Here is a 20,308-nt window from a genome sequence, read left to right on the forward strand (position 1 = left end):
GTCAGGGTCAAATCCGCGGGGTGGTGGCTCACGTCAGGTGGTCCATCCGGCCCTCGGCCCAGTCGGCGTGCCGGGCCGCGGAGCGGTGCACCACCTGGGCCGCGTTCACCGGGAGGCAACCGGAGAAGTTGTCGTAGAGCCGCTCGTAGTCATAGCGGTCCAGGTGGGCGGCGATCCGCTCGGCCACGGCCCCGGAGAGTGGCAGGTAGTTCGGGAACGAGCGCATGAAGGTGGCCCACTGCCGGTCCCGCGCCACGCCCACGGTGTCCCCGGAGAGCAGTATGCCCGACCCGTCCCGGCCGGTGAAGTGCACCACCACTGAGCCTGGGAAGTGCCCGCCCGGCTGGGAGGCGGACACCCCGGGCAGCCCCGCGAGCGGCGCCTGGGAACCCGACCACACGTGCACCGAGGCCGGCCGCCGGGCCAGCCATCCGGCGTCGGGCTCGGAGATGTACACCGGCACGGGACCGTCCGGGCCGGCCAGCGCCTCCGACCACGCCGACTGCGCCCCGTACATGTGCGGGTGGGAGGCGATGATCCCGGCCAGTCCGCCCAGCCTGCGGACCGCCTCCACCGCGGCCGCGTCGATGTAGGCGGGCACGTCCACCATGAGGTTGCCCGCCGGCGTGAGCAGCACCTTGGCGTGCTGACCGATCCCGACGCCGCCCCGCACCCGCACCGTCCAGAGGCCCGGCTCCAGCTCGGCCAGCTCGGTGCCCGCCCCGGAGTCGCGGAGCTCACCGACGGTGGTCCAGCGCTGCCCCTCGGCCGGGACCCACTGGCGGTCGTCAGCGCAGATCGCACAGACGGCGGGCAGCTCGCCCGGACCGGCAGCGCCCTGTTCCACCCCACAGGTGGCGCACAGGATCAGCCCGTCCCACGACTCGGGGGCTGCAACTGCGGTCGGCAGGACGTCCATGCGTGGTTCCCCGATCCGCCCGACTATCCGCCGGCCCACTCGTGGGCGGCCTTGTTGCGCAGTCCCACCAACTCGAGGGCCCGGCGTTCCAGGTCCTGGTCAGCCTCGGTGCGGGCGGACCACTGGGGCACCGGTGCCGCCCGGCCATCAGCACCGGTGGTGACCATGACGGTCAGGCCGTGGGCGATCAGCTTCGGCTCGCGCTCCCGGCGGTCCCCGGAGCGTGCGCGCACGGAGATCTGCATGGACCGGGTGCTCGTGTGGACCAGGCGGGCCTCGAGTTCCACCAGGTCCCCCACGCGCACCGGCTGGTAGAACCGTACGCCGCCGGCGAAGACTGCCACCACGGTCTTCCCGGACCACCGGGACGCGCACACATTGGCCGCCTCGTCGATCCACCGCATCACGGCCCCGCCCTGGACCTTCTCTCCCGGGTAGACCTCCCGGGTGTTCGCCACGAAGCGCAGGACCACGGACTCACCGGTCAGTTCGGCCGTCGCCGGAGGGGCCTCGATCATGGCCTCCTCCACCTCGCGACGGATGGAACCGCGCAGCTGCGCGAGTCGCTGCCGCTCCTCCTCCTCCGGGGTCTCGGGCTTCCAGGGGCGGACGGGGATGGAGTTGCCCTCAGCGTCCACGGCCACGTAGATCATGACGCACTCCGTGCACACCGTGGCCTTGCCCTGGGCGTCCTTGACGTCCGGCAGGACCACGCGGGTCTGCACGTGCACGGAGGTCCGTCCGGTCAGCACCACGCGGGCCTGCACCACCACCCGGGTCTCCACGGGGACGGGGTTTCCGAAGTGCATGTTGCCCACGTAGGAGGACACCACATTGGTGCCGGACCAGGAGGCCGCCGAGGCGTAGGCCGTCTTGTCGATCCAGGTCATGACGGTTCCGGCGTCCACGGAACCATCTGGGTGGTCATAGGACTCAGCCCTGAACTGCAGGGCGATGGAACTGTGGGTGGGCATGCGAACAAAATTAGCACCTGTGACGGGTGCCACGTTCATCGCCTGCCCGCCGGCGGGAAACTCTTCGTCAAATACCAGCCGGCTCCCAGCGGTCCACCAGCGCCTGGGCCCGTCGGTCACAATGGTGGGATGGAGAACTTCCCTGCGCCGGCCGATCCGTCCCCCGGTCAGTCACCGGCCGCCGCGGTGGCGGAGACGGCCGCGGACCGCCGGAACGAGACCACCCTGCGGTTCCTCGCGGCCCCCACCGACCGGGGCAAGTCCGGCACGGTGGATGCCGGCCGGGTGCTGGAGTGGGTGGACAAGGCGGCCTTCGCCACGGCGACCGGTTGGAGCGGCAGTTACTGCGTCACCGCCTACGTGGGCAACATCCATTTCGAGTACCCGGTCCAGGTCGGCGAGATGGTGGAGGTGACCGCCACCGTGCTCCACACGGGCCGGTCCTCCATGCACATCAACACCACGGTCCGCTCGGGCGACCCCAAGACGGGAATCCTCACCGAACGGGCCCGGTGCCTGGTGATCTTCGTGGCCGTGGATGACGAGGGCCGCTCCACCGCGGTCCCCGAGTTCGTCCCCCGCACCCTGGAGCAGGAGCTGGCCCAGGACTACGCGACCTCACGGATCCCGGTCCGGGACGAGATCGCGGACGAGCTGAGCCGGCACGAGTACACGGAGGCGGGCACGGCGGAGAGGGTGGTGTTGCGCTTCCTCGCCGCACCCACGGACGTGAACTGGGGTGGCAAGGTCCACGGCGGGATCGTCATGGAGTGGATCGACACGGCCGCCTACCTCTGCTCCGCCCGGTACTGCGGCCGAGACACCGTGGCCGTCTTCTCCGGCGGCATCCGCTTCCTGCACCCACTGCACATCGGCGACCTCGTGGAGGTCGAGGCCCGGCTGATCTACACGGGCCACAAGGGCATGCACATCGCCGTGAAGGTCCGCTCCGGTGACCCGAAGGGCGGCCCGCTGCAACCGACCACGAACTGCATCACCGTCATGGTGGCCCGGGACCACGAGGGCACCTCCGTCCCCGTGCCGCCGTGGGAGCCGGTCAGCGAGGAGGACCAGCGGCTGTGGCAGCACGCCCGGACCCTGCTGCGGATCAGGGGACAGGCGCCGGGAAATCGCCTCCCCAACCATCTGCTCGACCAGCAACCACGGGAGGAGGACTGATGGACCACGGCAACCGCGAATACTGGGACGTCTCCCTGCCGGCCGCGTCGGAAGGCGAGGTGCCCGCCTGGGTGGCGGCCGCCGTCGGACAGGTGGGTGGGCCGCAGCTGGCCGACTGGGCGGTGCGCCTGCTGACCGGGCGGGCCCGGCCGGGAGACCCGGGGGACCCGGACATCACCTTGATCCGCGGTGAGGCCTCCCACCTGGATCCGGAGCTAGCGCTGGACCCCCACCTGTCCCGGTGGCTCGGTGCCCGTCTGCTCCGGTATCACTGGCACCCCCGGGCGGCGTCGGCCGTCCTCGCGGGGCTGTCGGACGAGAGCCCGGCCGTGCGGCAGGCGTGCTGCCGGATCATCGCCGCCCAGCGGGCACCGGAACTGGCGGGGACCGCAGGGACAGCCGAGACCCTGCTGGGCGATCTTGATCCCCGCGTGCGCAGCGCGGCCGCCCTGGCGCTGGGCGAGGTCGGTGGCGAGAGGGCAGCCTCCGCCCTGCAGGGGCTGCTCATGGATCCGGACTCGGTGCTGGCCGGTGCCGCCGAGGAGGCCCTGGAGCGCCTGGCCGAGCGGCACGGCCGGCCGGACCTGCGGGCCGAACCGGAGTACTGAGCCCGGCGATGGCGCCGGGTGCAGAGCACTATTCGGCGCGGAAGCGCACCTGATGCCAGCCGCTCGCCCCGTTCGGCACGGTGTCTGCCCGCTCCGAGGTCTGGACCTCGCCGTCCCGGTTGACCGCGCGCACCCTGGCAGTGTGGTCGCCCGGCTCACCGTCCCAGTCGAACCGCCACTGCCGCCAGGTGTCCACCGTGGCCTCGGTGGCCAGGGTGGCCTCCTGCCACTCGCCGCCGTCCACCTGCACCTGCACGCGATCGATGCCGATGGTCTGAGACCAGGCCGTCCCGCCGAGCACGGTCCCGCCGGCAGGCACGGTCTCGAATCCCCGGGGGACGTCGATCCTCGAGGCGAGCTTGATGGGTCCCCGCTCTGACCAGCCGCGCTCGGTCCAGTAGGCGGACCGGTCCGCGAAGCGCGTGACCTCCAGGTCCACCACCCACTTGGTGGCGGAGACGTATCCGTAGAGTCCGGGCACCACCATGCGCACCGGGAAGCCGTGCTCCAACGGCAGTGGTTCGCCGTTCATGCCGACGGCGAGCAGTGCGGCGCGGTCATCGGTGAGCACCTCCAGAGGGGTCGAGGCGCTGAAACCGTCCGCGGAGGTGGAGAGCACCATGTCCGCGCCGTCCCGCGGCCGGGCCCGCGCGAGCAGTTCCCTGATCGGGTAGCCGAGCCACTTGGCGTTGCCGGCCAGCTCACCGCCCACCGGGTTCGAGACGCAGGTCAACGTCAACCAGGTCTCCTCGAGGTCCAGGTCCAACAGCTCGGCGAAGCTGAGGGTGAACTCCTCCTCGACCATCCCGTGGACGCGCAGCTCCCACGTGGAGGGGTCGATTCGAGGCACGGACAGGGCCGTGTCGATGCGGTAGAACTCTCCATTCGGCGTGACGAAGGGCGGCATCCCGGGCGCCGCCGCCTCCACACCGTCCGGCAGGGCGGCCGCAGCGCGGCGCGCAGCGGGCAGCCGGAGGGCGTCCCGGGTGGCCACCGCGGCGCTGCCTGCGGCGGAGAGTGCTCGGCCGGTCGCCAGACTCACCGCGGCCACCACCGTGGTCAGTCCCGCGGCCACCAGGAACGTACGCCGCGCCATCTCCTGCCGGGGCTGGAGGGGTGCCGAGCTCCGGCCCGCCAACCGCACCAGCACGTTCAGGGCCACCAGTCCCGCGGCCCCGCCGGCCACGGTGGGGACCAGATCGGCCATCCCGGTCCCCGCCCGGGACAGCACCGCCACGCCCAGCAGGACGGTGATGGCCCCGCACAGCACTGAGGCCACCACCAGCCGCCGGCGAGCCAGCATCCCCAGGGCAGCCGCCGCCACCAGCGCCACCACTCCCATGGACACCAGCAACACGAGTTTGTCAGCGGTGCCGAAGACGTCGATGGCGAAGTCCTTCAACCAGGCCGGTGTCACGTCGATGAAGGCAGCCCCCACGGCCACCAGCGGTGAAGAGGCCGGGGAGAACAGCACGGAGAGCAGCTCGGCCACCCCGAACAGCAGGGCCGCCGCGATGGCCCCGGAGGCGGCGAAGGGCCACCGGCCAGCAGCACGCGAAGCGGATGTCCCGGTCATGGCACTCATTCTTCTCTCCCTCAGCTCGACCACAAGAGGCCGGCCCGGTCCCGCGGCTGCGGTTCCGGGCCGGCCGGTGACGTGTCCGTTCAGTCCATGGTGGGCATCAGGACGGAATCGACCAGGTAGACGGTCGCGTTGGCCGTCTGGACGCCACCGCAGATGACGTTGGCGTCATTGACGGTCAACTCGTCGCCGCTGCCGGTCACCTCGAGATCCTCACCCTGGACGGTGGTGTGCGTCCCCTCGATCTCGTCCGGGGAGATCTGGCCGGGCACCACGTGGTAGGTCAGCACCGAGCTGAGGGCGTCGGGATCCTCCACCACGGCATTCAGATCCGCCTCGGGGATGGCGGCAAAGGCCTCATCCACGGGGGCGAACACGGTGAACTCGTCACCGTTGAGGGTGTCCACCAGGTCCACCTCCGGATTCAGCTCGCCGGAGACGGCCGAGGTGAGCGTGGTCAGCATGGGGTTGTTGGAGGCGGCAGTGGCCACCGGGTCCATGGCCATGCCCTCCACCGAGCCGGCTCCGTCCGGGACCTCCTCGGCATACGCGGCGCAGCCCGGGCCCACCAGGTTCGCGGCGGGATCCATCATGGACTCGGAGGCGCTCGGTGAACCCGAGCCTCCCGTGCCCTCCTCCATGGAGGAGGACGCTGACGGCGAGGAGGCCATCGAGGACTCCTCCGAGGCCACGGGCTCGTCAGTGGCGCCGCCACAGGCGGTCAGTCCGAGAGCTGCAACGGCGGCCAGGCTCAGCATGGTGGTTCGCATCGTCGTCTTCATGACTACTCCTTGGGTGTGCAGAACCTGCGGTTCCGCTGGTGCTTCCCACCGATGGTCCCCGGCGGGCTGTCGTGAAGTGTTCGGAGTCATGCACGCCCCGGATGGGTCCGCCGTGAGAAAAAGTTGGGCGGGCTTCCCCGGCGGACCCCGGCAGGGCCACGGCGGGCCTCGGTGGGGTCCTGCACCATTACCCTTGGGGGACCATGCAATGCCCTCATTTCGACGCCGGCGAGTGCCGTTCCTGTCCCCTCATGGGCGTGCCCTACGCCGAGCAGCTGGCCTCCAAGCAGGCGGGGGTCCGCGCCCTGCTGGACACCGTGGCCGGCACCACCGCCCCGGACGGCTCTGAACTGTGGTGCGGGCCGGTTCCCTCCACCGAGGCCGGCTTCCGGAACAAGGCCAAGATGGTGGTCACCGGCACCGCCGCCGCTCCCCGGCTCGGCATCCTCGATCCGCGTCAGCACCCCAAGCACCATGACGGCACCGGCGTGGACCTGCGCGACTGCGGGCTCTACGAGCCCGCCCTCGGCGCGGCCTTCCCGGCCGTGGCGGAGGTCATCACCCGTTCCGGGCTGATTCCCTACAACGTGGGCACGCGCACGGGCGAGCTCAAGCACGTGATCCTGACCCTCTCCCCCACCGGCGGGCTGATGATCCGCTTCGTGATCCGCTCCACAGACCAGCTGGACGCCCTGCGCGCCACCGTCCCCGCACTCCAGCGGGCCCTGCCACGCGCCGAGGTCATCACCGCGAACCTGCTGCCCGAACACCGCGCCGCGCTCGAGGGCCCCGAGGAGATCCACCTCGCGGGGGAGGCAACCCTCCGGATGACCCTCAACGGGATCCCCCTGAACCTGCGCCCCCAGGGCTTCTTCCAGACCAACACCGCCGTGGCCGCCGCCCTCTACGCGCTGGCCTCCGAGTGGCTGGACGCCACGGCGGCCGCCAGCGTGTGGGATCTGTACTGCGGAGTGGGCGGCTTCGGTTTCCAGCTCGCGGAGGTCCGGGCGCACGCGGCCGACCCCGCCGGCCCGGCCGGACCCCTGCCCGCCGGCACCGAGCGCTCGGTGTGGGGCCTCGAGACGTCGCCGGACGCCGTCGCAGCCGCCCGGGTGACGGCCCGGGACCTGGGCGTGGCCGAGCGGGTGCGCTTCACCGTCGGGGATGCCACCGTGTTGGCCGAGGCCCCCGGTGAGCTGCCGGACGCCGTCGTGGTCAATCCACCGCGGCGGGGTATCGGCACCGAGTTGGCGGACTGGCTGGAGGGCTCCGGGATCCGGCACGTGCTGTACTCCAGCTGCAACGCGGCCACCCTGGCGAGGGACCTGGGGCGGATGCCCGGCTACCGGCCCGTGCGGGCGCGGCTGCTGGACATGTTCCCCCAGACCGAACACTACGAGGTGCTGATGCTCCTCGAACGCCGATGATCCCCACCACCCCCTCACCGTGAGTGGTCAGTTGTCGTTGCGTTCAGGCGCTCAATCTCACCGCAGTTGACCACTCACGGTGGACCGCCCGATCGCTCCGCACGGATTGAGGGACCGCCGCCCCTGATGGTTAGGCTGGATTCATGCATCCTCTGACCCGTCCCATCGAGCTCTCGGGTCCCGCCCGGCGCCACGCGCTTCGGCATTTCCGGGCCGTGATCTTTGACATGGACGGCGTGGTCACGGACACCGCCGGCGTGCACGCGCGGGCCTGGAAGGACCTCTTCGACTCGAGCCTGCCGGCGGTGGGTGAACTCCCACAGAACGCGGCCGCCGTGACGGCCGACCCGCTGGCCCTGCGGCCCTTCGACGAGCAGGAGGACTACCTGACGTTCGTGGACGGCAAGCCGCGCGAGGAGGGCGTGCGCAGCTTCTTCGCCTCCCGTGGACTGGTGGTGCCGGAGCAGACCGAGCGGGCCAATCAGGCCAAGCAGGCCACTGAGTCCGCAGAGCCCTCGGAGACGCTGACCGTGCAGGGCCTCGCGGAGCGCAAGCAGGGCTTCTTCGAGGAGGTGCTGGGCCGGGACGGGGTCACCGTGTTCCCGGAGACCCTCGACCTGCTGACCCGATTGCGTCAGGACGCGGTGCCGGCGGCGCTGGTCACGTCCTCCCGGAACTCCGGACCCGTGCTGGGCGCCGGCCACGTGGAGCGGATGTTCGACGTGGTGGTGGACGGCAACAGCGCCCTGGAGCGCGGCCTGCCGGGCAAACCGGATCCGGCGATGTTCCAGCTCGCCGCCCAGCAGCTGGGGGTGGAACCGGTGGACGCGATCGTCCTCGAGGATGCCGCCTCCGGCGTGCAGGCCGCCCGGGACGGCGGCTTCGGCCTGGTGGTGGGCGTGGACCGTGCCCGGGACCCGCAACGGCTCAAGAACGCCGGGGCAGACGTGGTGGTGGAGGACATCTCCACCCTGCACCTGGGCCAGCGGACCACGCGGCCCTTCGACCCGAACTGGGTCCTGGCCTACGACCACTTCGATCCGGCCGAGGAGGGCACCCGGGAGGCCCTGTGCACGCTGGCCAACGGCTACTGGGGCACCCGCGGCTCCGTTCCCGGCACCACCGCCGGGACCACCCACTATCCCGGCAGCTACCTGGCCGGTGTCTTCAACAGGCTGGAGTCCACCGTCCAGGGCAGGACGGTGGAGACCGAGCACATGGTCAACGCGCCGGACTGGACGTTCCTCCTGGTCACGCTCGGCAACGGGGAGCAGCTGCTGCCGGGCCATCCCACGATGATCTCCTACCGCCAGGAACTCGACCTGCGCCGCGGGCTGCTGTCCCGCACCATGCGGTTCCGTGACGCGGAGGGCCGGACCACCCGCCTGAGCACCCGCCAGTTCCAGTCCTTCGCCGGCCACCACCTGGCCGCCATGGAGCTCACGGTGGAGGCGGAGGACTGGACCGGTACCGCCTCGGTGCGCTCCCTGATCGATGGCCGCGTGGCCAATCAGAACGTTCCCGATGACCGGGAGTTGGCCTCCGGCCACTGGGAGCCGGTCACCACCCGCGAGGTGGACGGCGAGACGGTGCTCCTGGAGACGGTGACCAGCCAGTCCCGCGTCCACGTGGCCACGGCGGCCCGGACCCGATTCCAATTCCCCTCCGACGCCCCCGAGCCGGTCCGCACGCCCGTGGAGCTGGGACCCCTGGTGGCCGGTCACGATATCGCGATCGACCTGGCCGAGGGCGTTCCGGTGATGTTCGACAAGATCACCGCGGTGGCCAATACGCACGACCACGCGGCCTCCACGGTGTGGCACAACGCGGCCAAGCGGATCGAACGGACCGGGTCCTTCCGCCAGCTGCTGACGTACCACGAGGAGATGTGGGGCGTGAACTGGTCCCGCTTCGCGGTGCAGCTTGATCCCGCCCCGGAGCAGGGGGGCCACCTGCTGCCGCCGGCCACCCGGCTGGAGGCCACGGAGGCGCTGGTGCGCTCGGGCACCACCCAACGCCACCAGCTGGCGCTGAACCTGCACACCTTCCACGTGCTGCAGACCTCCTTCGGCTCGCGCAGTGACCTCGATGCGGGGCTGGGTGCCCGCGGCCTGCACGGCGAGGGCTACCGGGGCCACATCTTCTGGGACGAGATCTTCGTCTACCCCATGCTGACGCTGCGCCGGCCGGACCTCACGCGGGGGCTGCTGATGTACCGCTACCGTCGGCTCGGGGAGGCCCGGGCCAACGCCCGCGCCGAGGGGTACCGCGGGGCCATGTTCCCGTGGCAGTCCGGCTCCGACGGCCGCGAGGAGACCCCCACCGAACTGTGGAACGAGCGCTCCCAACAGTGGATGCCGGACAACTCCCACAACCAGCGCCACGTCTCCCTGGCCGTGGCGTACTCGGTACTGCGCTATGTGGAGGCCACCCAGGACCAGACCTTCGTCTCGGACTACGGGGCCGAGATGCTCGTGGAGATCAGCCGCTTCTTCGTCTCGATGGCGCACTTCAACCCGGAGCGTGGCAGGTATGAGCTCCACGGGGTGATGGGCCCGGACGAGTACCATGACGGCTACCCGGGGTCCCCCGGATCCGGGGTGCGGAACAACGCCTACACCAATGTGCTGCTGTCCTGGGTGCTGTCCGAGACGGTACGGCTGGTGCGGTGGCTGGACGGGCTGGACGACCCACTGACCGAGTGGCTGGACGTCTTCGAGGACGAGCTGGCGCTCTGGGAGGACCTGAGCCTGAGGCTGCGCGTGCCCTTCCAGACCGGGGGCGTGATGAGCCAGTTCGACGGCTATGAGGACCTGGAGGAGTTCGACTGGACCGGGTACCGCAACCAGTACGGGAACATCGGCCGACTGGACCTCATCCTGCAGGCCGAGGGTGACACCACCAACCGTTACAAGCTCTCCAAGCAGGCGGACGTGCTGATGCTCGCCTACCTGTTCTCCTCCGAGGAGCTGCAGGGCATCCTGAACCGGATGGGGTATCACTTCACCTCCGAGGACTTCACCGCCACCGTGGACTACTACCTGGCCCGCACCTCCCACGGCTCCACCCTGTCCCGCCTGGTGCACGGCTGGGTGGCGGCCCGGACCGACCGCTCCAGCTCCTGGGAACTGTTCGAGGAGGCTCTCGAGGCCGACCTCTCCGACGCCCAGGGCGGCACCACCCGGGAGGGCATCCACCTGGGCGCCATGGCCGGAACCGTGGACATGGTCATCCGTTGCTACGCCGGCGTGGAGACCCGCTCGGACACCCTCTGGCTGCATCCCCTGCTGCCCCTGGAGGTCCCCGGGATGCAGTTCACCATCCGGTTCCGCGGCCAGCCACTGAGCGTGCGCATCACCCAGTACTGCATCACCCTGCAGCTGCTCGAGGGCTCTGCCCACCCCATCCACCTCAACGTGGAGGGACGGGAGAAGACCATGCACCCCGGTGAGAAGTGGACCGTGCCGCTGCTGAACCGGAACCCTGCACTGACGGCCGCGGTGGATCCCATGGCCTGCGTCTCCCCGGAGGCCGGGCGGCTCGGGATCCTCTGACCCCCGGTGCCATCCGGGGCGGGGTCATCCTGGAGTCGTAGTCGCGCGGCCCCGGGTTCACCCTCCGGTGGCTTCTGGGGCACCCCCTCCGAGGGGCACGCTGGAGAGCATGAGCCACGCACCAGCCCTCGCCCCCACCGCACCCACCGCCCCCACCAGCCTGGACACCGCCGCACTCCACATCGTCACCATTCCCGCGGCCGACCAGTTCTCCGATCCCTCCCACCACGTGATCACCGCCTCCCTGCCGGCCGATGACCTCACCGCCCCGGAGCCCGTCCCCACCGGCGCGGGCTCCACGAACCCGGAACTGCCTGATCACGCCCCCGCCCTGCTCGCCCTGCTGATCACCCTGATCACGGTCGGCGGCGGGCTGGCGCTCTGGACCGCGCTGGGCGAGAGCACCCGGCTGGTCATCATGGTGGCCGGCGGCCTGGCCGTCGCCACCGCCACCCTGATGATCGCTCGGCGTGCCAGAATCCACCCATGAGCACTACCCCGTCCTCTGACTCCCTCACGTCCCTCACCCGGCCCGCCGCACCCGTGGTCGCCGCGCCGATGGCCGGCGGCCCCTCCACGTGGCAACTGGCCGCGGCCGTGTCCGCCGCCGGAGGCCTCGGCTTCCTCGCCGGCGGCATGCGTGCCGTGGAGCAGCTGGTCCAGGACGTGGCGTCGGCCCGGAAGGCCACAGCCCAGCCCGTCGGCGTGAACCTCTTCGTCCCCGAAACGGCCAACACGGCCATCCCGGCTGAGCGCTCGGCACCCGGTTCCCCCGCCCGACGCCGGCGCGCGGCCGAGGTGGCCGCGTACCGTTCCAGCCTGCTCGCCGAGGCCGCGCGGCTCGGGATGGACCCCGCGGAACTGCCGGCGGCGGACACCCTGGACCCGGACGCCACCGACGGCTGGGACGCCAAACTGGACGCCGCCGAGAGCGGCCGCTGGCCCCTGGTGACCTTCACCTTCGGATTGCCCGCTCCCGAGGTCTTCGACCGCCTCCATGCCTCCGGCTCCGTGCTCGGGGTCACCGTCACCACGGCCGCCGAGGCCACCCGCGCCCTGGACCACGGCGCCGACCTGCTCAGCGTGCAGGGCCCCGAGTCCGGCGGTCACCGCTCGGTGCATGATCCCGCGGCGGATCCCGGGACCACCGCACTGGCGGACCTCCTGGCCGAGGTCCGGGCCGCCGTCGGGCCCTCGGTCCCGCTCTTCGCCGCGGGCGGGATCATGCATGCGGACGCGGTGCGAGCCGTGCTTTCGGCCGGTGCCGCCGCCGCGCAGTGCGGCACCGCGTTCCTGCGGGCGGAGGAGGCCGGGACCTCCACCCTGCAGCGCACAGCTCTGGAGCAGGCGGCCGCCGGGACCCACTTCGCCCATCCGGACGGCTCCGCCCGCACCGCTCTGACCCGGGCCTACTCCGGGCGTTGGGCCCGGGGCCTGGAGAATCGGTTCATGCGCGAGCACAGTGACGCCCCGGCTGCCTATCCGGAGGTCAACAGCCTCACCAAGGCGTTGCGCGCCGCCGCCACCGCCGCCGGTGACGCCGAATCCGTGAGCCTGTGGGCCGGCGTCGGAGCCGCCCGCGCCCGCCCCGCGCCTGCGGAGCAGATCCTCACGGGCCTCCTGGGGGATTCGCCTCAGTGAACCCGCTGCGCCGTCTCGACTCCTGGTTCCGCAACCACCCGTTCATCACGGATGTGCTGGTCGCGTGCCTGCTGGTGCTCTTCTTCTCCACGCTGTCCGTCGGGGCCGCCGCACCGATCGGCGACCCGAGCGTCAACGGCCTGCCGTGGGTGCTCCTGTCCTTCTTCATCTCCGTGGGCCAGCTCGTCCCCTGGGCCATCCGCCGGTGGCGACCCGTGCTGGCCGCCGGGATCACGGTCTTCTTCTGCGTGCTGCAGCTGCTGATCGGTCCGGAGTTGCTGCCCTCGATCGTCGTGGTGCCCATGATGGTCCACAATCTCGCCGTCAATGCCCCCCGGTGGGCCTCTCTGGCCGGGATCGGCGCCGCGCTGGTCGGTGCCGTGCTCAACGGTGTGAAGATCGCGTACTTCTCACCCTCCTTCCTGGACCCGAGCGCCGCCTTGATCGAGAACCCGGACATCTACACGACACCCACGGAGCAGGTGATCATCGCCACCTCCTTCGCCGTGGGCGCGGCGGCGATCGTGCTGGCGGCCTGGGCCTTCGGCGACCTCGCCCGGACGCGCCGGATCGCCATGGACCAGTTGCGGGACCGCGCTCGGCAGCTCGAGGTGGAGGCCGCCCAGGAGCGCGAGTTGGCCGCCGCGGACGAACGCAACCACATCGCCCGCGAGATGCATGACATCGTGGCCCACTCGCTGCAGGTGATCATCACCCAGGCGGACGGTGGGCGCTACGCCGGGGCGAACGATCCGCAGGTGGCCATGAACACGCTCGGCACCGTCTCGGAGACGGGTCGCAAGGCGCTCGGGGAGATGCGGCGGCTGCTCGGCGTGCTGCGCGGGCCGGAGGCCACCGAGTTCCAACCGCAACCGGGGTTGGCGGATCTGGAGGACCTCGTGGAGACCATCCGCCTGACCGGCCTGGACGTGGACTTCGCCGTGGAGGGCTCGGCCCGCCGGGACCTGCCCACGGGCGGGGAGCTCGCGGCCTACCGCGCCGTGCAGGAGTCACTGACCAACACGGTCCGCCACGGCGGGCCGAATACCACCGCCACGGTGCGGTTGCGCTGGACGGGCCGGGGGTTGGAGATCGAGGTCGGGGACGACGGCCGCGGCGCCGCCGCCTCCCAGTCCACCCAGGGCTCGCAGCAGGGACTGGTGGGGCTGCGCGAGCGGATCGGCCTGTTCGGCGGCACCGTGCAGTCCGGCCCTCGTCACGGGGGTGGCTTCTCCGTCCACGCCACGGTGCCCTACCAGGAGATCTGAGGGGTCTGAGGGATGTGAGGGATCTGATGGGACCTGGGAAATCTGACCGTGAGGCGGCCGGCAGGGGATGATGGAACCGTGAACCAGACCGACAGTCATCAGCCGGACCCCATCTGCGTGGCCCTTGTGGACGATCAGCAGCTCGTCCGCTCGGGCCTGGCCATGCTCCTCAACTCCCAGCCGGACCTGACGGTGGTGGCGGAGGCCTCCAACGGCCGGGACGCCGTGGCCTCCCCCGCCGTGCGCGGCGCGGACGTGGTCCTCATGGACATCCGCATGCCCCAGATGGACGGCATCTCCGCCACCCGGGCCCTGATCCCCCAGGCACAGGGCGACGACGGTCCCGCCTCGGCCGGTTCTGGTGCCGGTCCCGCACCTGGCGCGCTCCACCCCGCCGGGTCGGGAGGCGAGCTGCCGGACGCCACGGTGGGCCCGCGCGTCGTGGTCCTGACGACCTTCGACCTGGACGAGTACGCGCTGGAGGCGATCGAGGCCGGGGCCTCGGGCTTCCTGCTCAAGGATGCCCCACCGGAGGAGCTGCTCGCCGCGGTCCGCACGGTGCACCGGGGAGATGCCGTGATCGCGCCCTCCACCACGCGGCGGCTACTGGACCACATGGCCCCGACCCTGCGCCGGGACCACGCCGCGGACCAGCGGTGGGAGCGGGAATCGGCGGCGGTGGACTCCCTGACTCCACGCGAGCGCGAGGTGCTCGGGCTGATGGCCCGCGGGGACTCCAACCAGGAGATCGCCGCCGGACTCTTCCTCTCCGAGGCCACCGTGAAGACCCACGTGGGCCGCGTGCTGGCCAAGCTCGGTGCCCGGGACCGTGTGCAGGCTGTGGTGACGGCCTACCGGACGGGGATCGCCCAACCGTGAGCCTCGGCCGGGCCAGGTCCCCGGCCTGTCATCCGATTCCACGCACCGGCCCGGCGAAATCGACCCCACCCTGCGTGAAATCGGATGACCGGGCATTCGACGCCTCGGTGGGCCGCACCGCCGGCCCGCCGGGCCCCTCCAACGGGGTCTACCCGGCGGCCGGCAGGAACAGCAGCCCGGCCACGGCCCAGAGGACCACGCACACCAGGAAGAACGGCAGGGTGACCCGCAGCAGGTTGCCGCGGGTGACGCGCGGACCGGGGTGGTCCTCCCGGGCCTCGGCGCTGGCCAGCCTGTAGGCCAGCTCGATGCGGGCGGGGCTGGTGAGGCAGCCCAGACCGGCGGCGGAGTTCTGCGAGGCCATCACCCACAGGGGGTCCACCCCTAGGGCATTGGCCGCGGCCGTCTGTGTGCCGCCGAACATGGAATTGGCCCCCGTGTTGGAGGCGGTGATGTAGCCGCCCAGCCCACCGATCCACGGGACCAGGAACAGGTAGCCCCCGCCCAGGGCGGTCAGTGCGGTGGCCAGACTCTCAGCCAGCCCACCTCCGGAGACGGCGTAGCCCAGCAACAGGTAGAGCCCGGTGGGGATGGCCGCGCCCAGCCACACCCGGCCGGTCTCCCTCGGCAGCAGCCAGCGGTGGTGACTCTCCATCCCGAGGATCCAGATCCCGGCCAGGGCGCCCGTGATGGACCACAGGGCCGGGGAGCCCAGTACGGCACCGAGACCGTTCGGCAGCAGAGTCCGTTCGAGGATCTGGCCGGAGACCGTCCCCACGAGCAGGATCAGGTAGGGGCCGAGGTCGCGCCAGGGGGTGGGCTGGAGCCGCCCTCGGCTGATGATCAGGGCCCAGCCGGCGGACATCAACAGGGAGCCCACCGCGCCCGCCACGGCGGTGCCCAGCAGCAGGTTGCTCAGCATGATCAGCGTGCTCTGCACCAGCCCGGCGGAGAACCCCGTGACGGCCCATGTGGCGTAGGCCTTGGGGTTGGCCTCTCCGCGGAACGCCCCCACCTCGTGGGCGCCACGGCCGGCCACCACGGCGGCGAGCGCTCCGCCGAGCACGAAGGGCAGGACGTTGAAGACGCCGGAGGCCAGGCCCAGGTCCATCAGGGAGACCCCGGCGATCTCGGAGCCGAGCAGGGTGCCCGGGGCCATCGACCCCCAGGGCGCCACGGTCAGGCCCAGCAGGGCCAGCAGGGCGGCGCGCAGGGGCGTGAAGCCGAGGGCGCGCAGCAGCGGGATGGCGATGATGACGGAGACACCGAAGCCGGTGACGGATTCCATGAAGGGCACCACACCGGTGACCATGAGCAGGGCCGAGGCCACGGTGGGCCCACCTCCGGCCGAGAGCCAGATGGCGATCCGCTGCTGCGCGCCGGTGCGGTCCATGACGCGGGAGAGCAGCACGCCGCCGCCGATGATCGCCAGGACCTCCACCACCGTCCACGCCCCGCCCCCGAAGGCCTCCCCCAGGTCCGCCCACGGCGAGCCGAACCACGCCACGGCGATCAGGAGAGCGGACGCCAGCCCCGCACCGGGGGCCACCCAGGCGGGAAGCCTGGTCGGCAACAGCCCGAGCGTCAGCACAATGGGCAGTGCCGCCATGAGGACATCCACTGACGGCCTCCCCCTTCACCACAATGATCGGAAAGATGTTCGATGCGGCGGAAACCGGTCAAGGAACCGCCCCCGCGAATGCTACCCCCGCGGGCAGCGCACCAGTCTACGGTGGAGACATTGAGGTCCTCGGCGGACGGCAGTAGTCAGGGATGACCCCGAGTCATCCCTGAGGATGACCCGGAACGGCCACGGAACGGGTCCGGCGGTGGATCCACGGCGGCCCCGCATCCGGTTGAGTGGCTTGCATGGACACCACTACCGACGTCATCTCCCCCACCGCTTCCCGTTCACAGAACAGGGCATCAACCGCCGTCTCCGCCCGCGGGCTCGTCAAGACCTACGGAAAGGGCGAGGCCGTGGTGCACGCGCTGGCCGGCGTGGACGTGGACTTCACCGCCGGGGCCTTCACCGCCATCATGGGGCCCTCCGGCTCCGGCAAGTCCACCCTCATGCACTGCCTGGCCGGTCTGGACACCGCGGACTCCGGCTCGATCGTCCTGGGCGAGCAGGAGATCGCCGGCCTGAATGACAACGCGCTGACCAAGCTCCGCCGGGACCGCATCGGCTTCGTCTTCCAGGCGTTCAACCTGGTGCCCACCCTGACGGCCGAGCAGAACATCGTGCTGCCACTGGACCTCGCCGGCAAGCCGGTGGACAAGGCCTGGATGGCTGATGTGGTGGGGATCCTCGGGCTGAAGGACCGCCTGGGGCACAAGCCGCACGAGCTATCCGGTGGCCAGCAGCAGCGCGTGGCGGTGGCCCGCGCCCTGCTGACCCGCCCGGATGTGGTGTTCGGGGACGAGCCCACCGGCAACCTGGACTCCGCCACCGGCGCGGAGGTGCTCTCCCTGCTGCGCCGATCCTCCCGGGAGATGGGCCAGACCATCATCATGGTCACCCATGATCCTGCGGCCGCCGCCTATGCAGACCGCGTGGTCCTGCTCGCCGACGGCCGGCTCGCCGGTGAGATCACCGATCCGACCCCGGACAACGTCCTCGCCTCGCTCGCGAAGTTGGGAGTGGCCTGAGCCATGCTGAAACTCGCCCTGTCCCAACTGAGGGACCAACCGCGCCGCTACATCTCGGTACTGCTCGCCATCACCATCGGCGTGACCTTCCTGGCCTCCGCCCTCCTCGTGGGGTCCTCCTCCACGGCCAGCCTCCGCAACTCGCTGGGGGCCACCTATTCAAAGGCCGACCTCGTGATGGCCCCCTCCCAGGCCGCCACCGACACCTACGGGACCATGGAGTCCCTCGCCGCGGTGGCCGGCACCTCCGCGGAGCCCGGCCCGCTGCAGGACGTGGAGGGTGTCCAGGAGGCCTACGCCCACGTGGTCACCCCCGTGGGCGTCCAGCGTTCCTCCGATGCCCAGGGACAGGGCACCTGGGGCCCGGACACGGACTATGCCCAGGCGTCCACCGTGCCGGAGGACACCTCGCTCGTTCCGGAGGCCCTCGTGGCCGGAGACTACCCGGCTGCCGGCTCCACCACGGAGATCGCCCTGGATGAGCGCACCGCTGAGAACCTCGGGGTCGACGTCGGCTCCACCACCTTCCTGAAGGCCGGCACCTCGAGTGACGCCGCCGGCCGCCAGGTCACCGTGACCGGGCTGACCGGGGTCTCCCAGGGCCCCAATGCCGTCGGCGCCATCCAGCTCAAGGTGGACGACGCCCTCGCACAGGCCCTCAAGCTGGACTCCGTGAAGGAGATGACCGCCGCCGCGAGCGCCGCCGGCGAGGGCGACGCCCAGGCCGCTGACCCGGAGGAGCTGATGGGCAGCGATTACTCGGAGCACGTCCTCATCCGGCTTCAGGAGGGCACTGACCTCGCCGCCGCCCAGGCCGCCCTGGAGGACTTCGCCACCGCTGAGGGCATCGAGGCCACCGTGGCCACCCCGGACGTGCAGGCGCAGGAACAGGTCGCCCAGATGGCCGGGTCCAACATCTTCGTCTATGTCCTTGCGGCCTTCGCCGCGATCGCCCTCCTGGTCACCGCACTGGTCATCTCCAACACCTTCTCGGTGCTGGTGGCCCAGCGCTCCCGCGATCTGGCCCTGCAGCGCGCCCTGGGCGCCTCCCGCCGCCAGGTGCGCGGTGCGGTCCTGACCGAGGCCGGCATCATCGGCGTGGTCGGTGCCGCCATCGGCGTGGCCCTGGCCAGCGGGATCGTGGTGGCCCTGGTGGCATGGGGGTCCACCAACCAGGGCTTCGGGTTCCTGACCTTCGAGGCCAACCCTCGGGACCTCATCGCCTGCGTGGCCGTGGGCATGGTCCTGACCATCATCGCCTCGATGTCCGCCGCACTGGCCGCCACCAGGGTCTCCCCGTTGGAGGCCATGCGCCCCCGGGAGGATGCCGCGGTCGGCAACCGAGCCGGCACCGTCCGGCTGGTCCTCGGCAGCATCGCCCTGCTGGGCGGGCTGGCCGGACTGGTCTGGGGTGCGGTGGAGGCCAACCTGGCCATCGCGGTGGCCGGTGGCGCCCTGTCCTTCGTGGGCGTGCTGATGCTCGCGGCCCTGTTCGTGCCGGCCGTGGTGTCCGTGGCCGGTCTGGCCGCCAAGCCGGCCGGCGTCCCCGGCCGGATGGCCCGGTTGAACTCCGTGCGCAACCCGGGACGCACCGCCTCCACGGCGGCGGCCCTGCTGATCGGCACCACCCTCGTGGCCATGATGCTCACGGGTGGCCGCACGGCCCAGCACCAGATGGACACGATCTTCGCCACCGAGTTCCCGGTGGACCTGCAGGTCGAGCTGGCCGCGGGCTCGGGTCCGGCCGCAGGAGTTGAGGACGGGACCGGGCAGCCCGGCGCGGACGCCGAGTCCGGTGCAGGGGCCGGCGCCGGCGCCTCCGGTCTGGAGGCCGACGAGGCCCTCGCCGCCCAGCAGGCCGTGGCCGGCGTGGACAACGTCGATGGCGCCGCCCTGCTGCTGCCGGCCGGAGCGACCGGGCCGGATGCGGGGGCAGGGCTCGAGGACCTGCCCGTCTTCGCCTCCGACCCAGACGAGCTGCGTTCCGTGGTCTCCGGAATGCCGGAGGGTGAGTCCTCCGAACGGCTCGGGCAGGCCGGGACCATCCTGGTGCCCAACTCCATCGAGGCGGACACCCTGACAGTCACCGGTGCCGATGGCTCCGTGGAGCTGGACGTCATCCCGAGCGCCTCCTCCTCCATCAGCCCGGTGATGACCCTCGAGGACGCCCGGGCGATCGGGCTGGAGGAGGGCGCGGCCCAGGAGGGTCAGGCCGCCGGGGTACCGCAGCTGTGGCTCGATGCCTCGGACGGCGTCACCATGGACGGGCTGCAACAGCTGAACACGGAGATCGCCCAGGCGGCCGGAGTCTCCCAGGACAAGGTCGCGGGGGACCTGAGCATTCGGCTGCTGTTCTCCGTGGTGATCGACGGCATGCTCATGGTGGTCACGGCGCTGCTCGCGGTGTCCGTGCTGATCGCCCTGATCGGCGTGGCCAACACCCTGTCCCTGTCCGCGATCGAGCGCTCCCGGGAGAACTCGCTGATGAGGGCCCTGGGCCTGACGCGGCGCGGTCTGCGCGGCATGCTGGCCCTGGAGGCCGTGCTGATCTCCGGGGTGGCGGCGCTGATCGGCTGCACCCTCGGGACGTTCTACGGCGGCATGGGCGCCCACACGGTCTTCGCGCCGATGGCGGAGGGGATCGGCCAGTCGATCGTCTGGCCCGTGGTGCCGTGGTGGGAGATGGCCGTGATCGTGGCCGTCTCCGTGCTCGCCGGACTGCTCGCCTCGGTGGCACCGTCACAGCGGGCCGCCAAGCTGGCCCCGGTGCAGGGACTGGCCGTGGCCTGATCCCCCTGCCGCGCTGCCTCCGCTGGGTGGTCAGTTGCCGTGGCGATCACCCC

The 20,308-nt window shown here is 71.4% G+C and carries 15 protein-coding genes; 10 read left to right on the forward strand and 5 right to left on the reverse strand.

Features of this window, described 5'->3' with window-relative positions; all coding sequences use genetic code 11:
- Positions 1-28: 28 nt before the first annotated feature.
- Together IMT31_RS07635 and IMT31_RS07640 are read right to left on the reverse strand one after the other, a co-directional pair.
- On the reverse strand, positions 29-919 hold the full coding sequence (locus IMT31_RS07635; protein ID WP_345354118.1) for a hydrolase: 891 nt from the start codon (positions 917-919) through the stop codon (positions 29-31).
- A gap of 23 nt (positions 920-942) precedes the next feature.
- Positions 943-1,893: an acyl-CoA thioesterase gene (locus IMT31_RS07640; RefSeq protein WP_413544321.1), complete on the reverse strand. Its 951-nt coding sequence runs from the start codon at positions 1,891-1,893 to the stop codon at positions 943-945.
- Between the two features lie 129 nt (positions 1,894-2,022).
- Between IMT31_RS07640 and IMT31_RS07645 the strand changes: the two genes are divergently transcribed.
- Together IMT31_RS07645 and IMT31_RS07650 are read left to right on the forward strand one after the other, a co-directional pair.
- A complete protein-coding gene (locus IMT31_RS07645) occupies positions 2,023-3,072 on the forward strand; it encodes an acyl-CoA thioesterase (protein ID WP_413544322.1) in 1,050 nt (349 codons plus the stop codon).
- Positions 3,072-3,680, forward strand: a complete 609-nt coding sequence (locus IMT31_RS07650; RefSeq protein WP_413544323.1) for a HEAT repeat domain-containing protein — start codon at positions 3,072-3,074, stop codon at positions 3,678-3,680. Before IMT31_RS07645 ends, IMT31_RS07650 begins: the two co-directional genes overlap by 1 nt.
- A 28-nt stretch (positions 3,681-3,708) precedes the next feature.
- Here the strand turns inward: IMT31_RS07650 and IMT31_RS07655 are convergent, their stop codons facing one another.
- The gene (locus tag IMT31_RS07655; protein ID WP_413544324.1) at positions 3,709-5,256 is read right to left on the reverse strand and encodes a molybdopterin-dependent oxidoreductase; all 1,548 of its coding nucleotides are present in this window, start codon (positions 5,254-5,256) and stop codon (positions 3,709-3,711) included.
- A gap of 89 nt (positions 5,257-5,345) precedes the next feature.
- Positions 5,346-6,044, reverse strand: a complete 699-nt coding sequence (locus IMT31_RS07660; RefSeq protein WP_345354108.1) for a fasciclin domain-containing protein — start codon at positions 6,042-6,044, stop codon at positions 5,346-5,348.
- Between the two features lie 203 nt (positions 6,045-6,247).
- On the opposite strand from IMT31_RS07660, the gene IMT31_RS07665 reads away from it, so the two are divergent.
- The 6 genes from IMT31_RS07665 (at position 6,248) to IMT31_RS07690 (ending at position 14,813) form a co-directional block, all read left to right on the forward strand.
- Positions 6,248-7,471, forward strand: a complete 1,224-nt coding sequence (locus IMT31_RS07665; protein WP_413544325.1) for a methyltransferase domain-containing protein — start codon at positions 6,248-6,250, stop codon at positions 7,469-7,471.
- Between the two features lie 143 nt (positions 7,472-7,614).
- Positions 7,615-11,025: a beta-phosphoglucomutase family hydrolase gene (locus IMT31_RS07670; protein ID WP_413544326.1), complete on the forward strand. Its 3,411-nt coding sequence runs from the start codon at positions 7,615-7,617 to the stop codon at positions 11,023-11,025.
- Positions 11,026-11,134: 109 nt separating this feature from the next.
- Positions 11,135-11,515: a hypothetical protein gene (locus IMT31_RS07675; protein WP_413544327.1), complete on the forward strand. Its 381-nt coding sequence runs from the start codon at positions 11,135-11,137 to the stop codon at positions 11,513-11,515.
- Positions 11,512-12,666, forward strand: a complete 1,155-nt coding sequence (locus IMT31_RS07680; RefSeq protein ID WP_413544328.1) for a nitronate monooxygenase — start codon at positions 11,512-11,514, stop codon at positions 12,664-12,666. Before IMT31_RS07675 ends, IMT31_RS07680 begins: the two co-directional genes overlap by 4 nt.
- Positions 12,663-13,934, forward strand: coding sequence for a sensor histidine kinase (locus tag IMT31_RS07685; RefSeq protein WP_413544329.1), 1,272 nt, complete (start codon positions 12,663-12,665; stop codon positions 13,932-13,934). The genes IMT31_RS07680 and IMT31_RS07685 overlap by 4 nt, the downstream gene beginning before the upstream one ends.
- 162 nt (positions 13,935-14,096) lie before the next feature.
- Entirely contained in the window at positions 14,097-14,813 is a 717-nt protein-coding gene (locus IMT31_RS07690) for a LuxR C-terminal-related transcriptional regulator (protein WP_378109400.1), read from the forward strand.
- A gap of 148 nt (positions 14,814-14,961) precedes the next feature.
- Here IMT31_RS07690 and IMT31_RS07695 read toward each other — a convergent pair whose 3' ends face one another.
- Positions 14,962-16,422 carry an SLC13 family permease gene (locus tag IMT31_RS07695; RefSeq protein ID WP_345354094.1) on the reverse strand — a complete coding sequence of 487 codons (1,461 nt, stop codon included), beginning with the start codon at positions 16,420-16,422 and terminating at the stop codon, positions 14,962-14,964.
- Between the two features lie 260 nt (positions 16,423-16,682).
- On the opposite strand from IMT31_RS07695, the gene IMT31_RS07700 reads away from it, so the two are divergent.
- Together IMT31_RS07700 and IMT31_RS07705 are read left to right on the forward strand one after the other, a co-directional pair.
- Positions 16,683-17,465: an ABC transporter ATP-binding protein gene (locus IMT31_RS07700; protein ID WP_345354092.1), complete on the forward strand. Its 783-nt coding sequence runs from the start codon at positions 16,683-16,685 to the stop codon at positions 17,463-17,465.
- 3 nt (positions 17,466-17,468) lie between these two features.
- Complete coding sequence (locus IMT31_RS07705) at positions 17,469-20,255, forward strand: FtsX-like permease family protein (RefSeq protein ID WP_413544330.1); 2,787 nt, start codon at positions 17,469-17,471, stop codon at positions 20,253-20,255.
- Positions 20,256-20,308: the final 53 nt, after the last annotated feature.

The organism is Citricoccus nitrophenolicus (genome assembly GCF_047305825.1).
Lineage (GTDB): Bacteria > Actinomycetota > Actinomycetes > Actinomycetales > Micrococcaceae > Citricoccus > Citricoccus nitrophenolicus.

Coding starts and splice junctions, on each gene's coding strand:
- IMT31_RS07635 (WP_345354118.1), bottom strand. CDS start 919: ATGGACGTCCTGCCGACCGCAGTTGCAGCCCCCGAGTCGTGGGACGGG.
- IMT31_RS07640 (WP_413544321.1), bottom strand. CDS start 1,893: ATGCCCACCCACAGTTCCATCGCCCTGCAGTTCAGGGCTGAGTCCTAT.
- IMT31_RS07645 (WP_413544322.1), top strand. CDS start 2,023: ATGGAGAACTTCCCTGCGCCGGCCGATCCGTCCCCCGGTCAGTCACCG.
- IMT31_RS07650 (WP_413544323.1), top strand. CDS start 3,072: ATGGACCACGGCAACCGCGAATACTGGGACGTCTCCCTGCCGGCCGCG.
- IMT31_RS07655 (WP_413544324.1), bottom strand. CDS start 5,256: ATGACCGGGACATCCGCTTCGCGTGCTGCTGGCCGGTGGCCCTTCGCC.
- IMT31_RS07660 (WP_345354108.1), bottom strand. CDS start 6,044: ATGAAGACGACGATGCGAACCACCATGCTGAGCCTGGCCGCCGTTGCA.
- IMT31_RS07665 (WP_413544325.1), top strand. CDS start 6,248: ATGCAATGCCCTCATTTCGACGCCGGCGAGTGCCGTTCCTGTCCCCTC.
- IMT31_RS07670 (WP_413544326.1), top strand. CDS start 7,615: ATGCATCCTCTGACCCGTCCCATCGAGCTCTCGGGTCCCGCCCGGCGC.
- IMT31_RS07675 (WP_413544327.1), top strand. CDS start 11,135: ATGAGCCACGCACCAGCCCTCGCCCCCACCGCACCCACCGCCCCCACC.
- IMT31_RS07680 (WP_413544328.1), top strand. CDS start 11,512: ATGAGCACTACCCCGTCCTCTGACTCCCTCACGTCCCTCACCCGGCCC.
- IMT31_RS07690 (WP_378109400.1), top strand. CDS start 14,097: ATGCTCCTCAACTCCCAGCCGGACCTGACGGTGGTGGCGGAGGCCTCC.
- IMT31_RS07695 (WP_345354094.1), bottom strand. CDS start 16,422: ATGGCGGCACTGCCCATTGTGCTGACGCTCGGGCTGTTGCCGACCAGG.
- IMT31_RS07700 (WP_345354092.1), top strand. CDS start 16,683: ATGGACACCACTACCGACGTCATCTCCCCCACCGCTTCCCGTTCACAG.
- IMT31_RS07705 (WP_413544330.1), top strand. CDS start 17,469: ATGCTGAAACTCGCCCTGTCCCAACTGAGGGACCAACCGCGCCGCTAC.